This is a genomic window from Rhodovibrio salinarum DSM 9154 (assembly GCF_000515255.1).
In the GTDB taxonomy this organism is placed as follows: Bacteria; Pseudomonadota; Alphaproteobacteria; order Kiloniellales; family Rhodovibrionaceae; genus Rhodovibrio; species Rhodovibrio salinarum.
In genome coordinates this window covers 3,124,863-3,145,116 of the sequence record NZ_KI911559.1, presented here as the reverse complement: position 1 = coordinate 3,145,116, position 20,254 = coordinate 3,124,863, and the positions used below count along the sequence as shown (strand labels likewise).

Below are 20,254 nucleotides of genomic sequence, written 5' to 3'. Positions count from 1 at the left end.
TAAAGGGTGGGCGTGTGGATTTCGGGGCGCGGCTACTGGCTCATCATGTCGAAGAACTCGGTGTTGTTCTTCGTCCGCCGCAGCTTGTCGGAGAGGAACTCCATCGCGTCCATGGAGCCCATCGGCTGCAGGATGCGCCGCAGCACGATCATCTTGTTCAGGCGGTTCTCGTCGACCAGCAGTTCCTCGCGCCGGGTGCCCGAGGGGCCGACGTTGATCGCCGGGAAGATCCGCTTATCCGCCAGCTTGCGGTCGAGCACGATTTCCGAGTTGCCGGTCCCCTTGAACTCCTCGAAGATCACCTCGTCCATCCGGCTGCCGGTATCGACCAGGGCGGTGCCGATGATGGTAAGCGACCCACCCTCCTCGATGTTGCGGGCGGCGCCGAAGAAGCGCTTGGGCCGCTGCAGGGCGTTGGCGTCGACGCCGCCGGTCAGCACCTTGCCGCTGGACGGCACGGTGGTGTTGTAGGCGCGGCCCAGGCGGGTGATCGAGTCCAGCAGGATGACCACGTCTTTCTTCGCCTCGACCAGCCGGCGCGCCTTCTGCAGCACCATCTCGGTCACCTGGACGTGGCGCTGTGCTGGTTCGTCGAAGGTTGAGGAGACGACCTCGCCCTGCACCGTGCGCGCCATGTCGGTGACCTCTTCCGGGCGCTCGTCGATCAACAGCACGATCAGATAGCACTCGGGGTGGTTGGTCTCGATTGCGCGGGCGAGGTTCTGCAGGATCATCGTCTTGCCGGCGCGCGGCGGCGAGACGATCAGCGCGCGCTGGCCCTTGCCGAGCGGCGCGACCAGGTCGATCACCCGGTTGGTGATGTCCTTCTGCGCGTCCGTCTGCAGGTCCAGCTTTTCGTCCGGGTAGAGGGGGGTCAGGTTGTCGAAGTTGATCCGGTGCTTGAGCGCATCCGGGACGTCGAAATTGACCGTGTTGACTTTCAACAGCGCGAAGTAGCGCTCGCCCTTGTTCGGCGAGCGAATCTCGCCGTCGACCGTGTCGCCGGTGCGCAGCGCGAAACGGCGGATCTGCGAGGGACTGACGTAGATGTCGTCCGGGCCCGGCAGGTAGTTGGATTCCGGCGACCGCAGGAAGCCGAAGCCATCCTGCATGATCTCCAGGACGCCCGAGCCATAGATCGAGACATCCTGCTGCGCCAGGCGCTCCAGGATGGCGAACATCATCTCCTGCTTGCGTAGCGAGGACGCGTTTTCGACGTCCAGCTCCTCGGCGTAGGCGAGCAGGTCGGCCGGGGATTTGGCCTTCAATTCTTGGAGGTTCATGGGGGCACAGTTCGCGGAGGACAGGCGCGCGCCGCGGATCGGGCACGACGGACGGGGCGATGACGGCGCGCGGGATGGACCCGCCGGGTGCCGCCGGCTGGCAACAGATGGACCCGGCTATGGGATGGACCCAAGCGGTATTTTAGTTTTGCCGGTCACGCCGTCAAAACGCAAGGGCTCGACATCTCCTGCGCGAGTCCTGTTCCAGATTGCGTTGTGGCTGCGACCGTTTTCCGCGCGCTATCCGATCGTAGGCACCCGTTTGGCGCGAAAATTCACCCCTGTTAAAACCTTGTGTTGCCGGGTCAGCGCTCCTGTGCCACCGGCGCGGTTTCGGGCGTGCTGGCGGCACCGGCCGTCTTACCAGCCTGCTCGGGCGCACAGTACAGACGATACAGCGTCTCGATCACGGCTTGCACCTCGACGCTGGCGAGCGAGTAGTAGATCGACTTGCCGGATCGACGGGTGGCCACCAATCCTTCGTTGCGCAGACGCGCAAGCTGCTGCGACAGGGTTGGCTGGCGCAGGTCGAGCAGCGCTTCCAGGTCGCCCACCTTGCGCTCTCCCTCGGCCAGATAGCACAGGATCATCAGGCGATCCTTGTTGGACAGGGCTTTCAGCAAGCGCGCGGCCGCATCCGCGCTGCGCTCCAGGCTGTCCAGATCCTTTTCCGATACTTCCATTGCGTCGTTTCCCACCGTGCAGCGGGCCTTCTTCCTGTTACGCCAAGCGTCATCGGGCCCAGTTCGCGAGACGGCGGATCAAACCCAAAATCCACCAGCGCCGCCGAACAGTCTAGAATTCCCTGTTCAAAATCGTCGAACGAAATATATGCCCTTCGCCTTGCGTGTAAATATCTGCATCCCGGATTGACGTCCTACACCGATGGTCTGGCGTAGCATGGCGGGGACGCTTGTCCGGTTGGCAAGCGGCCAGTAGGGCACTATTCACGAGGTACGCGCTTGAGCGCGAGCACAACGGAGAAAGTTGTTAGTTATGTGGATCACCAGCGCGTTCGATAGCGGCAACATCCTGGTCGACCGGATCGAGGGCGATACCGCGGACTTGCGCATCCGTGCGGACGCTGGCGACACGTTCTTCCAGTGGTTCCACTTCAGCTGCGCTGGCCAACCCGGCCATGCACGCACGCTGCGCATCACCAACGCACACGAGTCTTCCTTCCCGAAGGGATGGGACGGCTATCAGGCGGTTGCCTCCTATGACCTGCAAAACTGGTTCCGGGTGCCGACCGCGTTCGACGGGACGACGCTCACGATCACCCATACGCCCGACGCGCCGCTCGTCACCTACGCCTATTTCGCGCCTTATCCGATGGCTCGCCACCGGGAGCTGATCGCGCGATGCACCACCACGGGCCGGGTTGATTACGAGGTGCTGGGCGAGACGATCGACGGCCAGCCGATGGAGATGCTGCAGGTCGGCACCTGGCATGCGGAGAAGCTGCCGATCTGGGTGATCGGCCGGCAGCATCCGGGCGAGTCGATGGCCGAATGGTGGATGGAAGGCTTCCTGGAGCGCCTGCTGGACACCGACGACCCGGCGCCCGCCTATCTGCTGGATCGGTGCGTCTTCTATGTCGTGCCCAACATGAACCCCGATGGCACGCGGCGCGGGCATCTACGCACCAACGCCGCCGGAGTGAACCTGAATCGCGTCTGGCAGAACCCGGATCCCGAGACCAGCCCGGAGGTCTACCACGTCCGTCGGCGGATGCATCAAAGCAGTTGTGGCGTTCTGCTTGACGTGCATGGCGAGGAGGCCCTGGCGCACAATTTCATTGCCGGCTTCGAGGGCATCCCCAACTTGCGGGCCGAGCAGCTGCAGATGGTGGAGCTGTTCAAGCAGCGCCTGCGCGAGCTCAATCCGGACTTCCAGACCAGCCAGGGCTACCCACCGGCCAAGCCCGGCCAAGCCAACCTCGGCGTCGCCACACCGTTCATGGCGGAGACCTTTGGTGCGGTCGCGATGACGTTGGAGATGCCGTTCAAGGATTCCGCCGACAGTCCGCACCCGAGCGAGGGCTGGTCGCCCGCGCGCAGCCGGATGCTCGGCCGCTCCTGCCTCAACGCCCTGCGCCCCGTGGTCGACCGGATGCGCGGCGAGTATTAGCGACTATTGGCTGGGGCCGCCCCGTCCTGTGGCCGCATCGGTTGGTCGTGGACACACCCCGCCGTTTGCTAGCTCGCCAGGGCCTGCGGCTGCGCTTGAGTGATCTGGAGGCGCTGGCGGGCGCGTTGGACGGCCCGGAGGATATCCTGCCGGCTGATGCGATCCCGGCGCATCAGCAGTTCGACCATCGGGTCGCAGAGGATTTCCTCCAGTTTGGGTTCTGGGCCTGCGGACGTCCATGCAGCCGTCACAGCGTTTCCCTCCCGCCGCAGCCGCCGCGCATTCGATGTCAGGTGCGCGGGTCGGACGGCGATGTTCTTGTGGTTCTGAGTGGTCCTAGTTGTAGACCATTTTCTCGATACACGCCAGAAGTCAGGTCGCTCTCCCGCGACCGGCTGCGCCCTTTTTGTTCCGGGCACAATTGAGAGGTAGTTAACTCCCCCGCCAACGACAAGCGACCGCTTTGTGGCAGCAATGGCCGAACCGCGTAACAGCGATGTCGCACGATCGTCCTTGGCAGGCTTTTCACAGCGCGGTTCGCAAGTGAACCCGCAGCCCAGGCTGTCGGCGACGATGTCTCTATTAGAAAATCAAGAGAGATGGTGGGGGAGGGAGGATTCGAACCTCCGAAGGCTGAGCCGGCGGATTTACAGTCCGCTCCCGTTGACCGCTTGGGTAACTCCCCCACATGCCCACGATCCGCCGCCTGACCGTTGGCCGGGCCGGGTCTTTGCATGAGATCCGGCAGCAGCCGGAAACGACAAAGACGGGATCGCCGCCCTGAGTCGCGGTCGCGACGGCAGGGAGCCGTCCGCTTCAGGGCGCGCATGTTCTAGGAGCTTCGGCCCCCGTTTTGCAAGTCCCGATGGCCGCGATTCGATCATTTTTGCCGTTTCCCAGGGATGCGACCGCCGTCACCGGAGTCGGCTAGCGCGTGGGCGGCAGGTGCAGGAGGGCGATCACGGCGTCTTCGCCGCGCACGCGGATCGCCGTTTCGTGCACGATCTTGAGACCGGCGGTCTTGGCGGCCTCGCGCAGCAGGTGGCGGTCGCTCACCAGCAGGGCCGCCCGGAAATCCTTGGGGGCGGCCACGCGGCGGATTTCCTGCAGGATCTCGCTATAGAGCGTGCGGTTCTCGCCAACGTCGCCGTACTGCTTGCCGAATGGCAGATTCGCCAGGACGAGATGGACGCTTTCCGTTGGCAGATCGAGCGCGCAGGCATCGCCGTGGTCGATCTCGGCCGTCTCGAAGGTCTTCAGATTGCGTCGGGCGGTCTTGACCGCCTGCAGGTCCTGATCGGTGCCGATCAGCCGTGCGCCCGGTGCGTAGCCGCCGGCCTCGGCCAGCAGGGTTCCGGAGCCGCACACTGGGTCCAGGACGGTGTCGTCGTCCGCTGGACGGGTCATGAATGCCATCGCCGCGGCGATCGGCGGCGGCAGGCTGCCTTCGCGCTCGACCTGCCGGCGGTCGCGGCCGGTGGTCTCGTCGGCCTCCCGGACCGGAATGCAGGCGTAATAGGCCTGCTCGATGCAGAAGACCAGCAGCGGCGCCTTGGCGCTATCGTCCAGCTTGACGCCGCGACGGCTCAGTTCCCGGTTCAGGAAGCGGAACAGATCATGACGGTTGAAATGCTTGCCGTCCGCCGTGACCACCAGCCTGCGCCGCTGGCCCTGCAGCAGTTGGGCGAGGCGGTCCAACTGGCTGTCGGAGAGCTTGTAGCGGCCGTAGGCGAGGCAGCGGAGCACGTCCTCGGCGATCCGCAGCTCATGGGCGACCGGGACGCGGGTGAGGCGTGGGGCGAACAGCAGATCGTGATTGCGCTGCCACAGCAGATCGGCGCGCTCGTCGGCGCCAAGCAGCCGGTCGTGGCGCAGTTCGGCCAGCAGGGTACGCCCCAGGCCCGGTGCGCTGCGTAATACCCAGCCTGCCGGTTGCACTGCACGCGCCGGTTTAGACGCGGCCGGCGTGCGGACCTTTGCATCCGCCGAGGCGCCGCTGCGCGCGGCCTTCTTGGCGGCGGCCTTGCGGCTGTTCGGCTTGCGCTTCGGGTCTTTGCCGGGGCCCGGGCGGGCGCGGTCCTTGCTGTGTGGGGGCTTGCTGCTCATAACGCGCGGGAGGTCGCAGATTTAGCCTTGCGCCGCAAGGCTAACGCGTTCCCACGTGGTGCAAATACAGGTGGTGCCAGCGTGACAGGGCGAGGGCAACACGCCCGCAGGGCGTTGCCTCATCCCACCAAAACGAGCGCCCCGGCCGGAAATCCGCTGGGCCGCTCGTGAGACCCCGAGGTGCGCGCTGTGCGTGGACTTACGCGGCGATGCGTGTGTCCGCAGGTGCCGTGTCCAACGCGTCCTCAGCGATCAGGTCGGCGACGCGGTGCCACACCGCGCATCCCTCATGATCGCCACAAGACCGCAGTTTTTCAGCATATTCGCGGGCGTACGGAGCGGCGTAATCGCGGTAGCGGCGCGCAAAACCGACCGCATAGGCCCGTAGGTCGCGTTCATTCGGCAACATGATCTACCCCTACTTTCGAACGGCATCGAAAGGCTGGCCGAAGTCGCGCGCAGGATTCCGGTGCCGTCGGGTTTTGGCAAGCCTTTTGCGCTGCAGCACGTAGGTTTTTTGTGGAAAAGAAGGTTAACGCATTCCAAACACAGGATCATGCGTCGGTGCCGTCGTCCTGTCTTCCGCGCGCGGTCTGTGGGCGTGCTCGAAGGTTGCCGAGAGCCGTATGGCGGGCGCGTTGAAACCACATGTTGTGTGAAGTTTCTCTTTCACCCCTACGAATCGCGCGACAGGACTGGCAACCCTGGGTAGACTGATCGGCAGTTGGGTTGATGAGCCACCGGCTCATGCCACGCACGGGAGCAGCGCCCTGACGCGACCGTCCGACCGCGACCGCCATGATCTTCCGGCCTTTCTGGTCCGGCCCGTGGCGTTGCCGTCGCCGGCGTCCGAGGCAGAGGTCGCGCCGCCGCCGGACCCTGTGGTGGCCAACGCAGGTGCTGCCTGCCCTGTATCCGTTCTCGCCGAAATGCCGTTTGACGCCGATTCACGCCGTCCAGGGGTGGAATCCGCGTCAGCGTGCCGCCCGTCCGGCGCATCTGTGCCGGCCCCTGCCGTCCCAACAGCCGAGGAGTCCAAGATGGGCAAGCGTTCCGCGCGTCGCGCCGCCAGCAATCAAGAGGCCAAGGTCCGTGCGCTCTATCCCCGCGAGGGTGAGTGGCATCCGCTGAATGCGCATGGCGGGGATAACCGGGATCAGGCGTACCGCCGCAAGGTCAAGCCGATGAGCGCAGGGCAGGAGGCTCTGCTGCAGGCGATCGATACGAAGAACCTGGTGCTCGCGCTCGGGCCCGCGGGCACGGGCAAGACCTATCTGGCCATTGCCAAGGCGGTGGAAGCGCTGGAAGCCCGCGAGGTGGAACGGATCGTGCTCACCCGACCGGCCGTGGAAGCCGGCGAGAACCTGGGTTTTCTGCCAGGCGGCGTGGAAAGCAAGCTGCAGCCCTACCTGCGTCCGCTGTATGACGCCCTGACCGACCGGCTGGGCAACAAGCGGGTCAAGATGGCCCTGGGCGAGGGGCTGATCGAGATCGCGCCGGTTGGCTTCATGCGCGGGCGCACGCTGAACAACGCGTTCGTCGTGATCGACGAAGCACAGAACTGCACCTACGGCCAGATCAAGATGCTCATCACGCGCCTCGGCTGGTCGTCGACCATGGTGCTGACCGGCGACCCGGATCAAAGCGATCTGCTGCCAGGCGTTTCCGGATTGGGCGAGATCGCCCACCGGCTCGCCGCGCTGGAGGATATCGGCGTGGTCGAACTGGAGGACGCCGACATCGTCCGGCACCCGCTGGTCGCCTCGATGCTGACGGTGATCTAACACGCCCCTGTATCGCTTACGAAAACGGCCCCTTCCCGAGGGTCGGGAAGGGGCCGCGATCTCGACGGTACGCCGAAGCGGACGGGCTTTCGCGCGTTACGCCCGTTCGGTTTCCTCGTCCGTCTCGTCGGTTTCGTCCGTCTCCATCTCCTCGACCTCGGAGATGACATCCTCGACGGCACGGTCGGCGATCTCCTGCTGCTCCTCGACCGAGACGGTGCGGCCCTGCTCGAGCTGCGTATCCGCCTCACCCTTGGAGCGGGCGATGTTGACCGTGATCTCGACGCTCACCTCGGGGTGCAAGCGCACGTCCACCGGGTGCAGACCAATCGTCTTGATCTGCCGGCCCAACTGGATCTGCCCACGCTCGATGCGCGCACCCTGGTCGGCCAGGGCATCGGCGATGTCGCGGGCGGTGACCGAGCCGTACAGCTGACCGGTCTCGCCAGCCTGGCGGATCATGCTCACCACCATGTCGTCGATCCGCTTGGCGGCCGTTTCGGCGTCCTTGCGGCGCTCGGCGTTGCGGGCTTCAAGTTCCGCGCGCTTGGACTGGAAATAGGCGCGGTTGGAGTCCGTGGCGCGCAAGGCCTTCTTCTGCGGCAGCAGGAAGTTGCGGGCATAGCCCGGCTTCACGGCGACCTCGTCGCCCATGAAGCCCAGGTTTTCGACCCGCTCCAACAGGATTACCTGCATGATCGTCTCCTTAATGCTCCGGGCGGATGCCGTTACTTGATGACGTACGGCATCAGGGCGAGATAGCGCGCCCGCTTGATCGCCCGGGCGAGCTCGCGCTGCTTCTTCGCCGACACCGCGGTGATCCGGCTCGGCACGATCTTGCCGCGCTCACTGGTGAAGCGGGTCAAGAGCTTGACGTCTTTATAATCGATCTTCGGCGCGTTCGGGCCCGAGAAGGGGCAGCTCTTGCGGCGCCGGAAGAACGGGCGGCGCTGGGCGGCGCCGCGGCTGACGACACGAACGGTCATCGTCTGTCTCCTCCGTGGTCGCGGCCGGGTATTTGATCCGGCCGGTCAGGTCTCGTCGTGGAATCCGGAAAAAGAGGGCGCAATCGGCGATTGCGACCGCAGCCTTACTCGCGGCCGCGACCGCCCCGGCCGCCGCGCTCGCCCCGGCCGCCACGCTCGCCACGGCCACCGCGCTCGCCGCGCCGGTCGCCGTCCTTCTTGTCCTTGCGCTCCATCTGCACCGACGGGTTCGGGTCGAGCTCGTCGACGCGCAGGGTCAGGTAGCGCAGCACATCTTCGTTGTAGCGCATCGTCCGCTCGTACTCGTCGATCGCGGCGGACGGCGCTTCGATGTTGAACAGGACGTAGTGGCCCTTCCGGTTCTTGTTCACCCGGTAGGCGAGGTTCTTGAGGCCCCAGTGCTCGGTCTTGTGGATCTGACCGCCTTGGCCTTCGAGGACCTGTTGGAACTGGTTGGCCAGTTCCTCGACGTTGGAGGACGAAATGTCCTGGCGTGCGATAAACACGCTCTCGTAGTAGCGCGACTCTTCCATGTTGTCTCCCCATGGCTGTTGACTGGGCCGTAGCTCCGCGGGGTTTGACCGGGTAGCCGGGCGGCCCTAGCCGACCCCATACATTCCCGTCCGTGCGGCACCGTCGAGACGGCATCGCACGAGCAGGCTCGCATCGGGATCGGCGAGGAGGTCTCTTGCGAGGTTGCGCGACTATACAGATGACGGCCTTGCGATCAAGGGTGAACGCTGGGTTTTCCGCGCTTTTCGGCCGGTTCGGTGATGGGTGTGTCGCGGTGCCGCGTGGACTGTGCCGAAGCATCCCGGCGTGAGCGCTTGACAGCACAAGGTCAGCCGCTATCACTGCCCCCGCTTTTCCCACGCCCAAGATCGCGAGGCAGTTGCCATGGCGCGCGCTTTCGTATTCCCCGGCCAGGGCTCCCAAGAAGTCGGCATGGGCCGGGAACTCGCCGAATCCTTCCCGGCGGCGCGCTATATCTTCCAGGAGGTCGACGACGCACTGGGCCAGGACCTGTCCCGGCTGATGTTCGAAGGCCCCGAGGACGAGCTGGTCCTGACCGAGAACGCGCAGCCGGCGCTGATGGCGGTCAGTCTGGCGACCGTCCGCGCGGTCGAGGAACAGGGCGGCTTCGCGCTGTCCAGCCAGGGCGCTTTCGTCGCAGGCCATTCCTTGGGCGAGTATTCCGCGCTCGCCGCGATGGACGCGCTCAGCGCCGGCGACGCGGCCAAGCTGCTGCGCCTGCGCGGCCAGGCGATGCAGCGCGCGGTGCCGGTAGGCCAGGGCGCGATGTCCGCCATCCTCGGACTCGATCTGGAAACCGTTCAGGCGGTTGCGGACGAAGCGTCGCGCGGGGGTGTCTGCAGCATCGCCAACGACAATGCGCCGGGGCAGGTCGTCATTTCCGGCCACGCAGAGGCGGTCGAGCGGGCGATTGAGATCGCCAAGCAGAAGGGCGCGAAGCGCGCCGTGATGCTGAACGTCTCTGCTCCCTTCCACTGCGCGCTGATGCAGCCGGCGGCCGAAGAGATGGAGCGGGCCCTCGCGGAAGTGGAGATCCACGCGCCCAACCTGCCGGTGGTGTCCAACGTCACCGCCTATGCGCTGGAAAGTCCGGATGAAATCCGCAACCGTCTGTGCGAGCAGATCGTCCAGCCGGTGCGCTGGCGCGAAAGCGTGGCGTACATGCGCGACAAGGGCGTCGACCGGCTTTACGAGATTGGGCACGGCAAGGTGCTGAGCGGCCTGGCCAAGCGGATCGATCGGAAGATCACGGCGATGCCGGTGGGGGCGCCCGGCGGCGTTCAGGCCTTCCTCAACGAGCTTGAAGACGCCTGAGTGCGCCGATACGACGCGCCATAACGAGCAAGCAAAGCACACGATTCCGGGAGCGGACGCAGGACATGTTCGATCTGAGCGGCAAATTGGCGCTGGTTACCGGCGCTACCGGTGGCATCGGTGGCGAGATCGCGCGCGCCCTGCACCAGCAGGGGGCGACGGTGGCGATCAGCGGCACGCGTAAGGAAAAGCTGGATGAACTGGCCGCCGAACTGGGGGAGCGCGTGCACGTGCTGCCGTGCAACCTGTCGGACCCGGATGAGGTCAACCAGCTGGTCGGCGATGCCGAGAAGGCGATGGGCGGGCTCGACATCCTGGTCAACAACGCCGGACTGACCCGCGACACGTTGGCGATGCGGATGAAGGACGCGGACTGGGAGCAGGTGCTGGAAGTCAACTTGACCGCCGCCTTCCGGCTGTCGCGCGCGGCGATCAAGGGGATGATGAAGCGCAAATGGGGGCGCATCATCAACATCTCCTCAGTGGTGGCGCAGACCGGCAACGCCGGGCAGGCGAACTACATCTCCTCCAAGGCCGGCCTGGTCGGCATGGCGAAGGGGCTTGCGACCGAGGTCGCCTCGCGCAACATCACCGTGAATTGCGTGGCGCCTGGCTTCATCGAAACGGCGATGACGGATGCCCTGAACGAGAAGCAGCGCGAAGCGACGCTGGCACGGGTGCCGGCCGAACGGCTGGGCACGCCGGGGGAGGTCGCCGCTTGCGTCGCCTTCCTGGCCAGCGAAGAAGCGGGCTACGTGACCGGACACACCTTGCACGCCAACGGCGGAATGGCCATGGTGTAGGCCGGGTTACGGCGGGCGATTCTCGCGTGCGCGCCAACGCTGGTCACCGCTGAAACACTGTGATAAGAGGCGCAGCCCGTGTCATCTGCGGGCAATAATTTTGCAAATCGAGGCCGGGGAAAGCGTCCCCGGCGCTTCCGGTCTACCTGAGGGTTCTAAGGGCAATGAGCGACAACGACATCGGCCAGCGCGTAAAGAAGATCGTAGTTGAGCACCTGGGCGTGGACGACGCCAAGGTCACCGACGAGGCCAGTTTCATCGACGATCTGGGCGCCGACAGCCTCGACACGGTCGAGCTTGTCATGGCGTTTGAGGAAGAATTCGGCTGCGAGATCCCGGACGATGCCGCCGAGAAGATCGTCACCGTCAAGGATGCGGTGAACTTCATTCAGGAGCATGCCGGCTAACCTGCGGGTGTTCCCCGCGGCGTTTGTCCGCACCTTTCGCAGTCTTCGACAACAGCCGTCAGTGAGTTCATGAGACGCGTCGTCGTCACAGGGATGGGGCTTGTGACGCCGCTAGGTAGCGGTGTCGAGCCGGTCTGGCACCGGCTGCTCGAAGGCCAGTCCGGCGTTAAACGGATCGAATCGTTCGACACCAGCGACCTGAATTCGCAGATCGCGGGTCTGGTCCCGCGTGGCGATACGGCGGACGGTCTGTTCAACGCCGACGACTATGTGGCGAAAAAAGACCAGCGGAAGGTCGATCAGTTCATCGTCTACGGCATGGCGGCGGCTCACCAAGCCGTTACGGATGCTGGTTGGATGCCGGAAGACCTGGAATCCCAGGATCGCACCGGCGTGATGATCGGGTCTGGTATCGGCGGGCTGCAGACGATCAACGACGGCGCGATCACGCTGCATGAGCGGGGGCCGCGCCGTCTTTCCCCCTTCTTCATCCCGGCAGCGCTGATCAATCTGGTCTCAGGCCAGGTGTCGATTCGCTATGGCTTCCGGGGGCCGAACCATTCGGCCGTTACCGCCTGTTCCACCGGCGCCCACGCGATCGGCGACGCCAGCCGCCTGATCGGACTCGGCGATGCTGACGTCATGGTCGCCGGCGGCGCGGAGGCGGCGATCTGCCGGATCGGTATCGCCGGCTTCTCGGCAGCGAAGGCGCTGTCGACCGGCTACAACGATCGTCCGAGCGAGGCGTCGCGGCCCTGGGACAAGGGGCGCGATGGCTTCGTCATGGGCGAGGGGGCCGGTGTGGTCGTGCTGGAGGAACTCGAGCACGCCAAGGCCCGCGGCGCCCATATCTATGGCGAGGTCGTCGGGTACGGTCTGTCGGGCGATGCCTATCACATTACCGCCCCGGCGGATGACGGCTCCGGTGGCTACCGGGCGATGCAGGCGGCCCTGCGGTCCGCTGGTATCGAGCCGGGGCAGATCGACTACGTCAACGCCCACGGAACTTCGACGCCCAAGGGCGACGAGATCGAACTCGGCTCCGTGCAACGGCTGCTGGGCGACGCTTATCGGGACACCTGCATGTCGTCGACCAAGTCCGCGATCGGCCACCTGCTGGGGGCTGCCGGTGCGGTCGAGGCGATCTTCTGCATCAAGGCGATCGCCGACGGGGTAGTGCCACCGACGCTCAACCTGGAAGACCCCAGCGACAGCTGTCGGGACATGAACCTGGTGCCCAAGCAGGCGCAGGAGCGTAAGGTACGTTACGCGTTGTCGAATTCCTTCGGGTTTGGCGGCACCAACGCCAGCCTGGTTCTGTCGGCGTACAGCTGACCTTCGATCATTAAGCGGAGGCCGTCGTGAAGCGGCTTCTGATCGCCGTTACCTTCCTGATCACCATCGGTGCCGTGGGCGCTGGCTTCCTGTATTCCTGGGGCCAGCAGCGCTTTACCGGGCCGGGGCCGCTGGACGCGCGTAAGGTCGTGCTGATCGCGCGCGGGTCCGGGCTGAATGCGATCGCCCAGCAGCTCGCCAACGAAGGTGTGATCCGTTCGCCCCTGATCTTCCGCCTGGGCGCGCGCGTGACCGGGCAGGCGACGCAGCTGAAGGCCGGGGAATACGCCTTTCCGGCCCAAGTCAGCCCGAAGCAAGCGCTCCAGATCGTCGTCTCCGGCAAGACGGTGGCGCGGACCCTCACGATCCCCGAAGGCCTGACCAGCCACGAAGTGGTCGCACGGATTCGCGCAGCCCCGGCGCTGACCGGCGAGATATCCCAGGTGCCGGACGAGGGCGAACTGCTGCCGGAGACCTATCACTATCAGCGCGGCGACCGCCGCGCCGACCTGCTGCAGCGCATGCGGGCCGGGATGACGCGTACGCTGGACAGGCTGTGGCCGAAGCGCGCCAAGAACCTGCCGTTCGACAGCAAGCGGGCGGCCATCACGCTGGCCTCGATCGTGGAAAAGGAAACGGCGGTGCCGGCCGAGCGCGCGCTGGTTGCCGGCGTATTCGTCAATCGGCTGGAACGCGGCATGCGCCTGCAGTCCGATCCCACGGTACGCTTTGCTTTGACCGAGGGGGAGGCTGAGCTGGGCCGCCCGCTGACCCGGGCCGACTGGGACGTCGACAATCCGTACAATACCTATCAGAACGCGGGCCTCCCGCCCGGGCCGATCGCCAACCCCGGTCCTGCCGCCCTGAAGGCGGCGCTGAACCCGGCGGAGACCGACTACCTTTACTTCGTTGCCGATGGTAACGGCGGCCATGCCTTCGCCAAGACCCTGCGCGAGCACAACCGCAACGTCGCCGAATGGCGCAAGGTACGCGACCAGAACAAGTAAAGCGCACACGTCTGCGTGGTTCTTTCTGCGAGACTACGGCCTTCTAGGTTGCGGCGCTCACCCGTGTGCTGCCTTTTCGGGCAAGCGGGCGAGCAGGCCGTCGGTCCAGGCGGGTGGCAGCAGGCTAAGCAGCCAGATGATGGCATAGAGCCGACGGGGGAAGGCGATACGGCCCTGGTTGCGTTTGAGCCCGCGCCGAACTCGCCGGGCCGCCCGGTCGGCGTCCATCAACAGCGGCATCGGGAAGTCGTTGTTGGCCGTCATCCGGGTCTTCACGTAGCCCGGACAGATCACCGAGACGCAAATCCCCGCACGACCCAGATGTCCGCGCAGCGATTCGCCCCAGACCCGCACCGCCGCTTTTCTGGCGCAATAGGTCGGCGCGCCCGGAAAGCCCCGGAAGCCGGCCAGCGAGGAGACGATCGCGATCTGTCCGTGGCCGCGCCGGCGCATCGCGTCGGCCGCCGGGAGGACGGTGTTCACGACCCCGGTGACGTTGACGCTCATGATCTGATGCGTCTGCGCTGCGCTTTCCCCGCCGCCGCCGGTACCGCCGCCCAGGCCGGCGTTCGCGATCACGAGGTCGAGCGGCGCCTGCGCGTCCGCCTCGGCGATCCAGTCGGCCATGCCCATGCGGTGCAGCACGTCCAGATGCCGCGTCGTCACCGTGGCGCCGCGGGCTCGGCAGTCGGTTGCGATGGCTTCCAGCCGGGCGATGTCGCGCCCGCCCAAGGTCAGCGTCACCCCGGGTCCGGCATAGAGGCGGGCCAGCGCAGCGCCCAGGCCGCTGGACGCACCGGTGATCAGCAGGGAGCGCGGCGGAGAAGGCGGCTGGGGGCGGCGGCGACGTTGTCGGCTCATGAGGTGCTGATCTCCATTTCAGGCGGCACACGGACGACGAGGGTCAGCCTACAGACCGCATCGTCTTCCCAATAGCGCGCGGGCAGCCTTGTGACCCGCAAGCGGCCATGAATATAGTGCGCCGCCATTCGCGCCCCGCGCATCCGAGGCGCCGCCAACCGCAAAAAGGCTGAGAAACGTGACCGTCGCCAGCATGACCGGATTCGCCCGCCGCGAGGGGGGCGACGCGCAGCAGACCTGGGTCTGGGAAGCCAAGAGCGTGAACGGCAAGGGGCTGGATGTCCGCGTGCGGGTGCCAAGCGGGATGGACCGTTTGGAGCATGAGGTGCGCAGCCGCGCGCCCAAGGTCTGCACCCGAGGCAACATCAGCGTCTCCCTATCGGTCGAACGTACCGAGCGGCGCATGCAACTGCAGGTCAACCGGGAGATGCTGGACCAGCTGGTCCGCCTGACCCGTGAGCTGCGCGACGAGGTCGATGCCGACCCGCCGCGCCTGGACGGCTTGCTGGCGGTACGCGGGGTTCTGGAGACGGTCGAGGAGCCGGAGGACGACGCGGCGCAGCAGGCCCGCGAGCAGGCGATGGTGGCGGACTTGCAAGGCTTGCTGGACGAGCTTGTCGAGGCCCGCGTTCGGGAGGGCCAGGCGCTGCACGAGATGGCGGAACGCCACCTGGCGGAGATCGCGCGCCTGACCGAGGAGGCGCGGCAATGCGCGGCCAGCCAGCCGGAGGCGTTGCGCGAACGCCTGCGTAAGCAGGTGGCCGAGCTGATCGAGACCCGGACTGGCCTGTCGGAGGAGCGCCTTGCGCAGGAGGCGGCCTTGCTCGCCAGCAAGGCCGACATTCGCGAGGAACTGGACCGGCTGGATGCGCACGTCACGGCCGCGCGCGAGCTGTTGGACGGCGGCGGGGCGATCGGTCGGCGGCTTGACTTCCTGTGTCAGGAGTTCAACCGAGAGGCCAACACACTGTGTTCCAAGGCGAGCGATGTGGCGTTGACCCGGATCGGCCTGTCGCTCAAGAACACGGTCGAGCAGCTGCGCGAGCAGGTTCAGAACATCGAGTAGGAAGATATGGTCCAGGACGGATTGATCCAACGCCGCGGTCTGATGCTGGTGCTCTCCTCGCCTTCGGGAGCGGGCAAGACCACGATCTCCCGGCGGCTGCTCGCGGATCAGGATAACCTGAAGCTGTCGATCTCCTGCACGACGCGCCAACAGCGCCCGAGCGAGGAGGAGGGGATCGACTACCACTTCGTCGACGAAGCAACCTTCCAGCGGATGATCGAGGACGGCGCGTTCCTGGAGTACGCCAAGGTGTTCGGGAACTACTACGGCACCCCGCGCCAGCCGGTTGAGGCGGCGCTCGCCCGCGGCGAGGACGTGCTGTTCGACATCGACTGGCAGGGGACCCAGCAGGTCAAGGAACGCGCCGGCGACGATCTCGTCTCGGTGTTCATCCTGCCGCCCACCAAGGATGCCCTGGAGTATCGCCTGCGCACCCGCGCGCAGGACCCGGAGGACGTCGTGCGTCAGCGCATGGCCAAGGCGTCCGACGAGATGAGCCACTACACCGAGTACGACTACATCGTCGTCAACGAGCAGGTGGAGAAGTCGGTCAGCCGCGTCACCTCGATCCTGCAGGCCGAACGCCTCCGCCGCTCCCGCCAGACCGGCCTGCACGCTTTCGTGAACCAATTGGTCGAGGATACAGCGCAGGCCTGAAACTGCGCCCGATTGGGCTGAGCGTACGTGAGTTCGCTTGCGCTGTTTTGGCGAAGACGGTCTGGCCGATCCGGGCGCGCGAGTAAGCCGCTAGCTATCGTTTAGGCGACCTGCCGCGTTGATAGGCCGGGTCTGCCTGGTATTTGAGCAATCCTGGTCCTGTTGGCCCCCTCGGGGAGGTGCTTGTTTCTCGGGATTGGCGCAGGTGCGCGCCAATCCTTGTGCTTTGGCACGGGGCTTGCGCAGTCCGAAGGCCGGACCTTCCGGTTCCAAATCGGTGACTAGGCTTGGCTACCCGCCGGCCCAATCACGGGCTGTGCATTTCAACAGACATAAAGCCCCTATATGGAACTCCGTTTCTTCGAGATTTATCGAAGCTCAGAGTATCTGTGGATCTTGGCGGAAGGCGCCGGCACGAGCGTCGCGTTGACGACGTTGGGCGGGCTGCTCGGTTTCACGGTGGCGGTTGCTCTTGCCTTGGCGCGGACACGCCAGCAGCCTTTCCTATCCTATCCGGCGGCGGTCTATGTCGAGGTGGTCCGTAACACGCCGTTGATCGTTCAACTGTTCTTCATCGCCTTCGGTCTGCCCCAGTTGCTGAACTACCAGTGGCCCTTCTGGGGCCACGCCCTGTTGGCTTTGACCATCAATTTCTCAGGCTACTTCGCGGAAATCCTGAGGGCCGGTTTCGAAGCCGTGCCGAAGGAACAGCGCGAGGCGGCGCGTGCGCTTGGCCTGCCGCGGCGGTTGGTGTTCCGGAAGATCACCTTCCCGCAGGCCGTCGCGCGCATGTATCCGTCCCTGAACAGTCAGTTCATTTTTCTCTTTCTCACGACGGGAATCATCTCGGAAATCGGCATCGAAGATCTGACCCACGCAGGTCTTTACATCGATAGCCGCACCTTCCGCTCGTTCGAGGTCTTCCTGACCCTGACGGCGCTGTACATCCTGATCGCTCTGGCTTTCAAAGCGATCCTCCGTCTGGTCGAGGCACGGGCCTTCGCCTGGAAGGACTGTAAATGAGGGAAATTCTGGTCGACCTTCTTGGAAAGCCAGAAGGTATTGTTGTCGCGCAACTGATCGAAGCGACGCAGTTCACGATCTATCTGTCGCTGATTGCCTTTATCGGCGGCGGTTTGGTGGGACTCGTCATTACGCTTCTCTGGGTGCTTCCGGCCCGTGGCGCGCGGCGCGCGTCGATCAGCTACATCTGGTTCTTTCAGTCGACACCGCTCTTGATGCTGCTGTTTCTGACCGGCCTGGGCGTTCCCCAGCTTCTGGATACCAACGTCAATCCGTGGACGGCGGCGACGGTCTCGCTGACGCTCTATGCCAGCGCCTACATGGCGGAAGTCTGGCGCGGGGCGGTGCAGGCCGTCCCGGCTGGGCAATGGGAAGCTGGTCGGGCCCAAGGACTCCATCTCGGGCTCGTGCTTCGGTTGATCGTCCTGCCGCAGGCCGTGCGCTATGCCGTGGCGCCGACCGTTGGTTTCATGGTGCAGATCATCAAGGGCACGTCGCTCGCCTACATCATCGGTTTTCAGGACCTCATGAGCATCGGCAAACGGTGGGCGAACGCGTCGGTCGACGGGACGGAACCGTTCGTCGTCTATCCGATTATGGGCCTGATCTATTTCTGTTTGTGCTTTCCGTTGACGCGTTTGTCCAAGCGCCTGGAGCACCGGCTCGGCCCCGTGCCGAGGAGCCGCAGCCGACCGCAGCCGCCTAAAATAACGCGGCACAATCGAGAACAGGGAGCTCATCGCACAATGACACGTCTGCCAAGGACCCTGGCGGTCCTGACCGCTCTTCTTTCGGTCGCGGTTGCGACGCCCGCCGCCGCCGATCTCGACGACGTTCTGAACGACGGCACGATTGAGATCGCGGTTCCGGAGAACTTTCCGCCTTTCGGTTCGCTCGGTGTGGAGGGCGAACATGTCGGCTACGACGTCGATGTCGCCAAGCTGATCGCCAAAGACCTTGGCGTCGATCTCGAACTCGTGCCGGTCACCTCCAAGCAGCGGATTCCCTACCTGGAGACCGACCGCGTCGATCTCGTGATCTCCTCGATGGGCGCCAACCCGACCCGGGCCAAGTCGATCTGGTTCTCCAACGCCTATGCCCCGTTCTTCTCGGGTGCGTTCGCCGCGCCCGATCTGGATGTGACCTCGCCGGCAGATCTGGGGGGCCTGAAAGCGGGCGTCACCGGTGGCACGATCGAAGACATCGAGTTGACCGACATGGTGCCGGACGGGGCCCAGATCGTTCGGTTCGGCGATAACGCGGCGACGCTCGAAGCCTACAAGTCGGGGCAGGTTGACGTGTTGGTGACCGGCAACACGGTCGCCGCGAACCTGGCGTCCGGCAACGATGACATTGACCTGGAGACCAAGTTCATCATCCAGGAATCGCCCGCCTTCATAGGCGTCAAGAAGGGCGACCTCGATCTCCTGCGTTGGGTGAACGTCTTCATCCTGCACAAGAAGCTCGGTGGCGAGCTGGATGACCTGTCGCGTAAATGGCTGGGCCAGAAGCTGCCGGACCTGCCCACACTGTAAGTTTAGGTTCTGAAAACGCACGATTGGGGAAACGGACCTGTCCGTCGGGCCGCGCCAAACCTGGCATGCCCGACGGACAGGTCCACTGATCAAGAGCGCGGCGCCGGCTGAAACCGCGGCTGAACGGATAGAGGGCTTTACGGGAAGTCCCGGTGCGGCACGACCGAGCGGACCATGGTCAGGCCGGCGCCGATCGCGCCTAGCGTGAAGACGACCTGCAGGCCGGCGGTGGTCGAGGCGACCAGGGCCGCCTGGGCTTCGGCCGGGGGTTGGGAGCTTAGCTGCAGCAGCCCGATAATGCACTGCGCGGCGGCGCCGCCGGGGACCATTGGAATGCAGCCGGCCACGGCCAGTGTCTGGCCGGCGTGCCGGATGCGAAGCGGCGCTACGCCCAGCAACTCGACCCAGACCGCGACCGCGACGGCGGCCAGGAAAGAGGCGGCCTCCAGCGGCAGTCCGCTTTCGAGGGCGAGCGTGCGCGCGGCCAGCGCGAGTCCCCCAGCAGCGGCCGCCCAGACAAGCGTCCGGGCGCCGAAATTGAACAGTACGCCGAAGCACGCCGCCGCGAGCGCGCCGAAGGCCGCCTGGTGCACGAGCCAGCCGGGTGGAACCAGGCCGCTGTCCAGCCCCGGTCCGACGATCATTCGCGCGGCACCCATGCCGACGGTGATGAAGATCAGGATCATCGCGACCGTCACGAACCGGGCGCTGCCCATCGTTGGGTAGCCCTCCATGATGTCGGTCTGGGCGTTCATCGACGGCACGCCGGGAACCAGTAGCAACACGGCCGCGGTCATCGCGATGCCGATCGTGCCGCTGTCCACCCACATCGCGCCCAACCCCGCGAGTCCTGACGCGACCAGCGCCACCACCGCGATCAGGACGAAGGTGTTGGTGCCACGGGCCGCCAGCGCCATCCGCACGCCTTGCGCGACCGCGCTCGCCGCGAGGATCGGGACAAACGAGATCCAGTCGGTTCCCAGCAGTCGTCCGAAAGCGGCACAGGCGAGACCAGCGGCCAGCGTCGCCACGATCCGCTTATGGTGGGGGATCTGGCCGGTGAGCGACCGGATCTCCTGGGAGACGTCCTGAGGTGTTAGGCCGCCTTGCTCGACCCGGGTGCACAGGCTGCGGACGGCATGGTTGAGGCGCATGTCGACCCGGTGGTGGCCGACACCGATCATGCGGGAGATCGTGTTGTGCCCGTGGGTCACCGTCAGCGAGAGCGAGGCGTAGCCGATCCGGGTATGCACCTGCTCCGCGCCCAGCCCGAGGGCGGCCTTGCGCATGCCGGTCGCGACCACGGTGGACTTGGCGCCCGTTTCCATAAGCAACCGACCGCTTTCCAGCGCCGCCATCGCGATTTGCTCGAGATGGCGGTGACGCATCACGGTCGGATCGGATTGATCGTTCATGTTAGATC

Annotated in this window: 20 protein-coding genes and 1 tRNA gene; 11 read left to right on the top strand and 10 right to left on the bottom strand. The window is 65.4% G+C overall.

The features are described from left to right. Positions 1–32: 32 nt before the first annotated feature. Complete coding sequence (gene rho / locus RHOSA_RS0114590) at positions 33–1,283, bottom strand: transcription termination factor Rho (protein WP_027289251.1); 1,251 nt, start codon at positions 1,281–1,283, stop codon at positions 33–35. A 305-nt stretch (positions 1,284–1,588) separates the two neighbouring features. After that, positions 1,589–1,966 (bottom strand): ArsR/SmtB family transcription factor, encoded by a 378-nt coding sequence (locus RHOSA_RS22740; protein WP_051432175.1) that lies wholly within the window; start codon positions 1,964–1,966, stop codon positions 1,589–1,591. Positions 1,967–2,279: 313 nt separating this feature from the next. Between RHOSA_RS22740 and RHOSA_RS0114580 the strand changes: the two genes are divergently transcribed. After that, positions 2,280–3,413, top strand: coding sequence for a M14 family metallopeptidase (locus tag RHOSA_RS0114580; RefSeq protein WP_027289250.1), 1,134 nt, complete (start codon positions 2,280–2,282; stop codon positions 3,411–3,413). Between the two features lie 600 nt (positions 3,414–4,013). On the opposite strand, the gene RHOSA_RS0114570 is transcribed toward RHOSA_RS0114580, so the two are convergent. The 3 genes from RHOSA_RS0114570 to RHOSA_RS0114560 form a co-directional block, all read right to left on the bottom strand. Further along, a tRNA-Tyr gene (locus tag RHOSA_RS0114570) sits at positions 4,014–4,099 on the bottom strand. A 241-nt stretch (positions 4,100–4,340) separates the two neighbouring features. Next, on the bottom strand, positions 4,341–5,519 hold the full coding sequence (locus RHOSA_RS24385) for a TRM11 family SAM-dependent methyltransferase (RefSeq protein ID WP_027289249.1): 1,179 nt from the start codon (positions 5,517–5,519) through the stop codon (positions 4,341–4,343). A gap of 199 nt (positions 5,520–5,718) precedes the next feature. Further along, a complete protein-coding gene (locus RHOSA_RS0114560; RefSeq protein WP_027289248.1) occupies positions 5,719–5,928 on the bottom strand; it encodes a hypothetical protein in 210 nt (69 codons plus the stop codon). Between the two features lie 631 nt (positions 5,929–6,559). On the opposite strand from RHOSA_RS0114560, the gene RHOSA_RS0114555 reads away from it, so the two are divergent. After that, positions 6,560–7,303: a PhoH family protein gene (locus tag RHOSA_RS0114555; protein ID WP_027289247.1), complete on the top strand. Its 744-nt coding sequence runs from the start codon at positions 6,560–6,562 to the stop codon at positions 7,301–7,303. 96 nt (positions 7,304–7,399) lie between these two features. Here the strand turns inward: RHOSA_RS0114555 and rplI are convergent, their stop codons facing one another. The 3 genes from rplI to rpsF form a co-directional block, all read right to left on the bottom strand. Continuing rightward, positions 7,400–7,999 carry a 50S ribosomal protein L9 gene (gene rplI, locus RHOSA_RS0114550; RefSeq protein ID WP_027289246.1) on the bottom strand — a complete coding sequence of 200 codons (600 nt, stop codon included), beginning with the start codon at positions 7,997–7,999 and terminating at the stop codon, positions 7,400–7,402. Positions 8,000–8,031: 32 nt separating this feature from the next. Then, positions 8,032–8,289 (bottom strand): 30S ribosomal protein S18, encoded by a 258-nt coding sequence (gene rpsR / locus RHOSA_RS0114545; protein WP_027289245.1) that lies wholly within the window; start codon positions 8,287–8,289, stop codon positions 8,032–8,034. A 104-nt stretch (positions 8,290–8,393) separates the two neighbouring features. Continuing rightward, on the bottom strand, positions 8,394–8,822 hold the full coding sequence (gene rpsF / locus RHOSA_RS0114540; protein ID WP_027289244.1) for a 30S ribosomal protein S6: 429 nt from the start codon (positions 8,820–8,822) through the stop codon (positions 8,394–8,396). A gap of 364 nt (positions 8,823–9,186) precedes the next feature. Between rpsF and fabD the strand changes: the two genes are divergently transcribed. The 5 genes from fabD to mltG all read left to right on the top strand — a co-directional run bounded on the left by fabD (position 9,187) and on the right by mltG (position 13,689). Then, a complete protein-coding gene (gene fabD, locus RHOSA_RS0114535) occupies positions 9,187–10,137 on the top strand; it encodes an ACP S-malonyltransferase (protein WP_027289243.1) in 951 nt (316 codons plus the stop codon). Positions 10,138–10,202: 65 nt separating this feature from the next. Beyond that, positions 10,203–10,940: a 3-oxoacyl-[acyl-carrier-protein] reductase gene (fabG, locus tag RHOSA_RS0114530; RefSeq protein WP_027289242.1), complete on the top strand. Its 738-nt coding sequence runs from the start codon at positions 10,203–10,205 to the stop codon at positions 10,938–10,940. A 164-nt stretch (positions 10,941–11,104) separates the two neighbouring features. Beyond that, a complete protein-coding gene (locus RHOSA_RS0114525) occupies positions 11,105–11,347 on the top strand; it encodes an acyl carrier protein (RefSeq protein WP_037256420.1) in 243 nt (80 codons plus the stop codon). Positions 11,348–11,416: 69 nt separating this feature from the next. Beyond that, entirely contained in the window at positions 11,417–12,682 is a 1,266-nt protein-coding gene (fabF, locus tag RHOSA_RS0114520) for a beta-ketoacyl-ACP synthase II (RefSeq protein WP_027289240.1), read from the top strand. A gap of 26 nt (positions 12,683–12,708) precedes the next feature. Then, positions 12,709–13,689, top strand: a complete 981-nt coding sequence (gene mltG, locus RHOSA_RS0114515) for an endolytic transglycosylase MltG (protein WP_027289239.1) — start codon at positions 12,709–12,711, stop codon at positions 13,687–13,689. Positions 13,690–13,746: 57 nt separating this feature from the next. Here mltG and RHOSA_RS0114510 read toward each other — a convergent pair whose 3' ends face one another. Then, positions 13,747–14,550: an SDR family NAD(P)-dependent oxidoreductase gene (locus RHOSA_RS0114510; protein WP_051432174.1), complete on the bottom strand. Its 804-nt coding sequence runs from the start codon at positions 14,548–14,550 to the stop codon at positions 13,747–13,749. A 193-nt stretch (positions 14,551–14,743) separates the two neighbouring features. On the opposite strand from RHOSA_RS0114510, the gene RHOSA_RS0114505 reads away from it, so the two are divergent. From RHOSA_RS0114505 to RHOSA_RS25960, 4 genes are all read left to right on the top strand, one after another. Then, a complete protein-coding gene (locus tag RHOSA_RS0114505; protein ID WP_200372048.1) occupies positions 14,744–15,616 on the top strand; it encodes a YicC/YloC family endoribonuclease in 873 nt (290 codons plus the stop codon). 6 nt (positions 15,617–15,622) lie between these two features. Next, the gene (gmk, locus tag RHOSA_RS0114500) at positions 15,623–16,273 is read left to right on the top strand and encodes a guanylate kinase (protein WP_027289236.1); all 651 of its coding nucleotides are present in this window, start codon (positions 15,623–15,625) and stop codon (positions 16,271–16,273) included. 345 nt (positions 16,274–16,618) lie between these two features. Beyond that, positions 16,619–17,296, top strand: a complete 678-nt coding sequence (locus tag RHOSA_RS0114495) for an amino acid ABC transporter permease (RefSeq protein WP_051432173.1) — start codon at positions 16,619–16,621, stop codon at positions 17,294–17,296. Further along, on the top strand, positions 17,293–18,831 hold the full coding sequence (locus RHOSA_RS25960; RefSeq protein ID WP_200372013.1) for an ABC transporter permease subunit: 1,539 nt from the start codon (positions 17,293–17,295) through the stop codon (positions 18,829–18,831). The genes RHOSA_RS0114495 and RHOSA_RS25960 overlap by 4 nt, the downstream gene beginning before the upstream one ends. Positions 18,832–18,968: 137 nt before the next feature. Here the strand turns inward: RHOSA_RS25960 and RHOSA_RS25785 are convergent, their stop codons facing one another. Beyond that, positions 18,969–20,246: a threonine/serine exporter family protein gene (locus tag RHOSA_RS25785; protein ID WP_242468780.1), complete on the bottom strand. Its 1,278-nt coding sequence runs from the start codon at positions 20,244–20,246 to the stop codon at positions 18,969–18,971. Between the last annotated feature and the right edge of the window lie 8 nt (positions 20,247–20,254).

Excerpts from the sequence above, each read along its gene's own strand:
- rho (WP_027289251.1), bottom strand. The coding sequence starts at position 1,283 with ATGAACCTCCAAGAATTGAAGGCCAAATCCCCGGCCGACCTGCTCGCC.
- RHOSA_RS22740 (WP_051432175.1), bottom strand. The coding sequence starts at position 1,966 with ATGGAAGTATCGGAAAAGGATCTGGACAGCCTGGAGCGCAGCGCGGAT.
- RHOSA_RS0114580 (WP_027289250.1), top strand. The coding sequence starts at position 2,280 with ATGTGGATCACCAGCGCGTTCGATAGCGGCAACATCCTGGTCGACCGG.
- RHOSA_RS24385 (WP_027289249.1), bottom strand. The coding sequence starts at position 5,519 with ATGAGCAGCAAGCCCCCACACAGCAAGGACCGCGCCCGCCCGGGCCCC.
- RHOSA_RS0114560 (WP_027289248.1), bottom strand. The coding sequence starts at position 5,928 with ATGTTGCCGAATGAACGCGACCTACGGGCCTATGCGGTCGGTTTTGCG.
- RHOSA_RS0114555 (WP_027289247.1), top strand. The coding sequence starts at position 6,560 with ATGGGCAAGCGTTCCGCGCGTCGCGCCGCCAGCAATCAAGAGGCCAAG.
- rplI (WP_027289246.1), bottom strand. The coding sequence starts at position 7,999 with ATGCAGGTAATCCTGTTGGAGCGGGTCGAAAACCTGGGCTTCATGGGC.
- rpsR (WP_027289245.1), bottom strand. The coding sequence starts at position 8,289 with ATGACCGTTCGTGTCGTCAGCCGCGGCGCCGCCCAGCGCCGCCCGTTC.
- rpsF (WP_027289244.1), bottom strand. The coding sequence starts at position 8,822 with ATGGAAGAGTCGCGCTACTACGAGAGCGTGTTTATCGCACGCCAGGAC.
- fabD (WP_027289243.1), top strand. The coding sequence starts at position 9,187 with ATGGCGCGCGCTTTCGTATTCCCCGGCCAGGGCTCCCAAGAAGTCGGC.
- fabG (WP_027289242.1), top strand. The coding sequence starts at position 10,203 with ATGTTCGATCTGAGCGGCAAATTGGCGCTGGTTACCGGCGCTACCGGT.
- RHOSA_RS0114525 (WP_037256420.1), top strand. The coding sequence starts at position 11,105 with ATGAGCGACAACGACATCGGCCAGCGCGTAAAGAAGATCGTAGTTGAG.
- fabF (WP_027289240.1), top strand. The coding sequence starts at position 11,417 with ATGAGACGCGTCGTCGTCACAGGGATGGGGCTTGTGACGCCGCTAGGT.
- RHOSA_RS0114510 (WP_051432174.1), bottom strand. The coding sequence starts at position 14,550 with ATGAGCCGACAACGTCGCCGCCGCCCCCAGCCGCCTTCTCCGCCGCGC.
- RHOSA_RS0114505 (WP_200372048.1), top strand. The coding sequence starts at position 14,744 with ATGACCGGATTCGCCCGCCGCGAGGGGGGCGACGCGCAGCAGACCTGG.
- gmk (WP_027289236.1), top strand. The coding sequence starts at position 15,623 with ATGGTCCAGGACGGATTGATCCAACGCCGCGGTCTGATGCTGGTGCTC.
- RHOSA_RS0114495 (WP_051432173.1), top strand. The coding sequence starts at position 16,619 with ATGGAACTCCGTTTCTTCGAGATTTATCGAAGCTCAGAGTATCTGTGG.
- RHOSA_RS25960 (WP_200372013.1), top strand. The coding sequence starts at position 17,293 with ATGAGGGAAATTCTGGTCGACCTTCTTGGAAAGCCAGAAGGTATTGTT.
- RHOSA_RS25785 (WP_242468780.1), bottom strand. The coding sequence starts at position 20,246 with ATGAACGATCAATCCGATCCGACCGTGATGCGTCACCGCCATCTCGAG.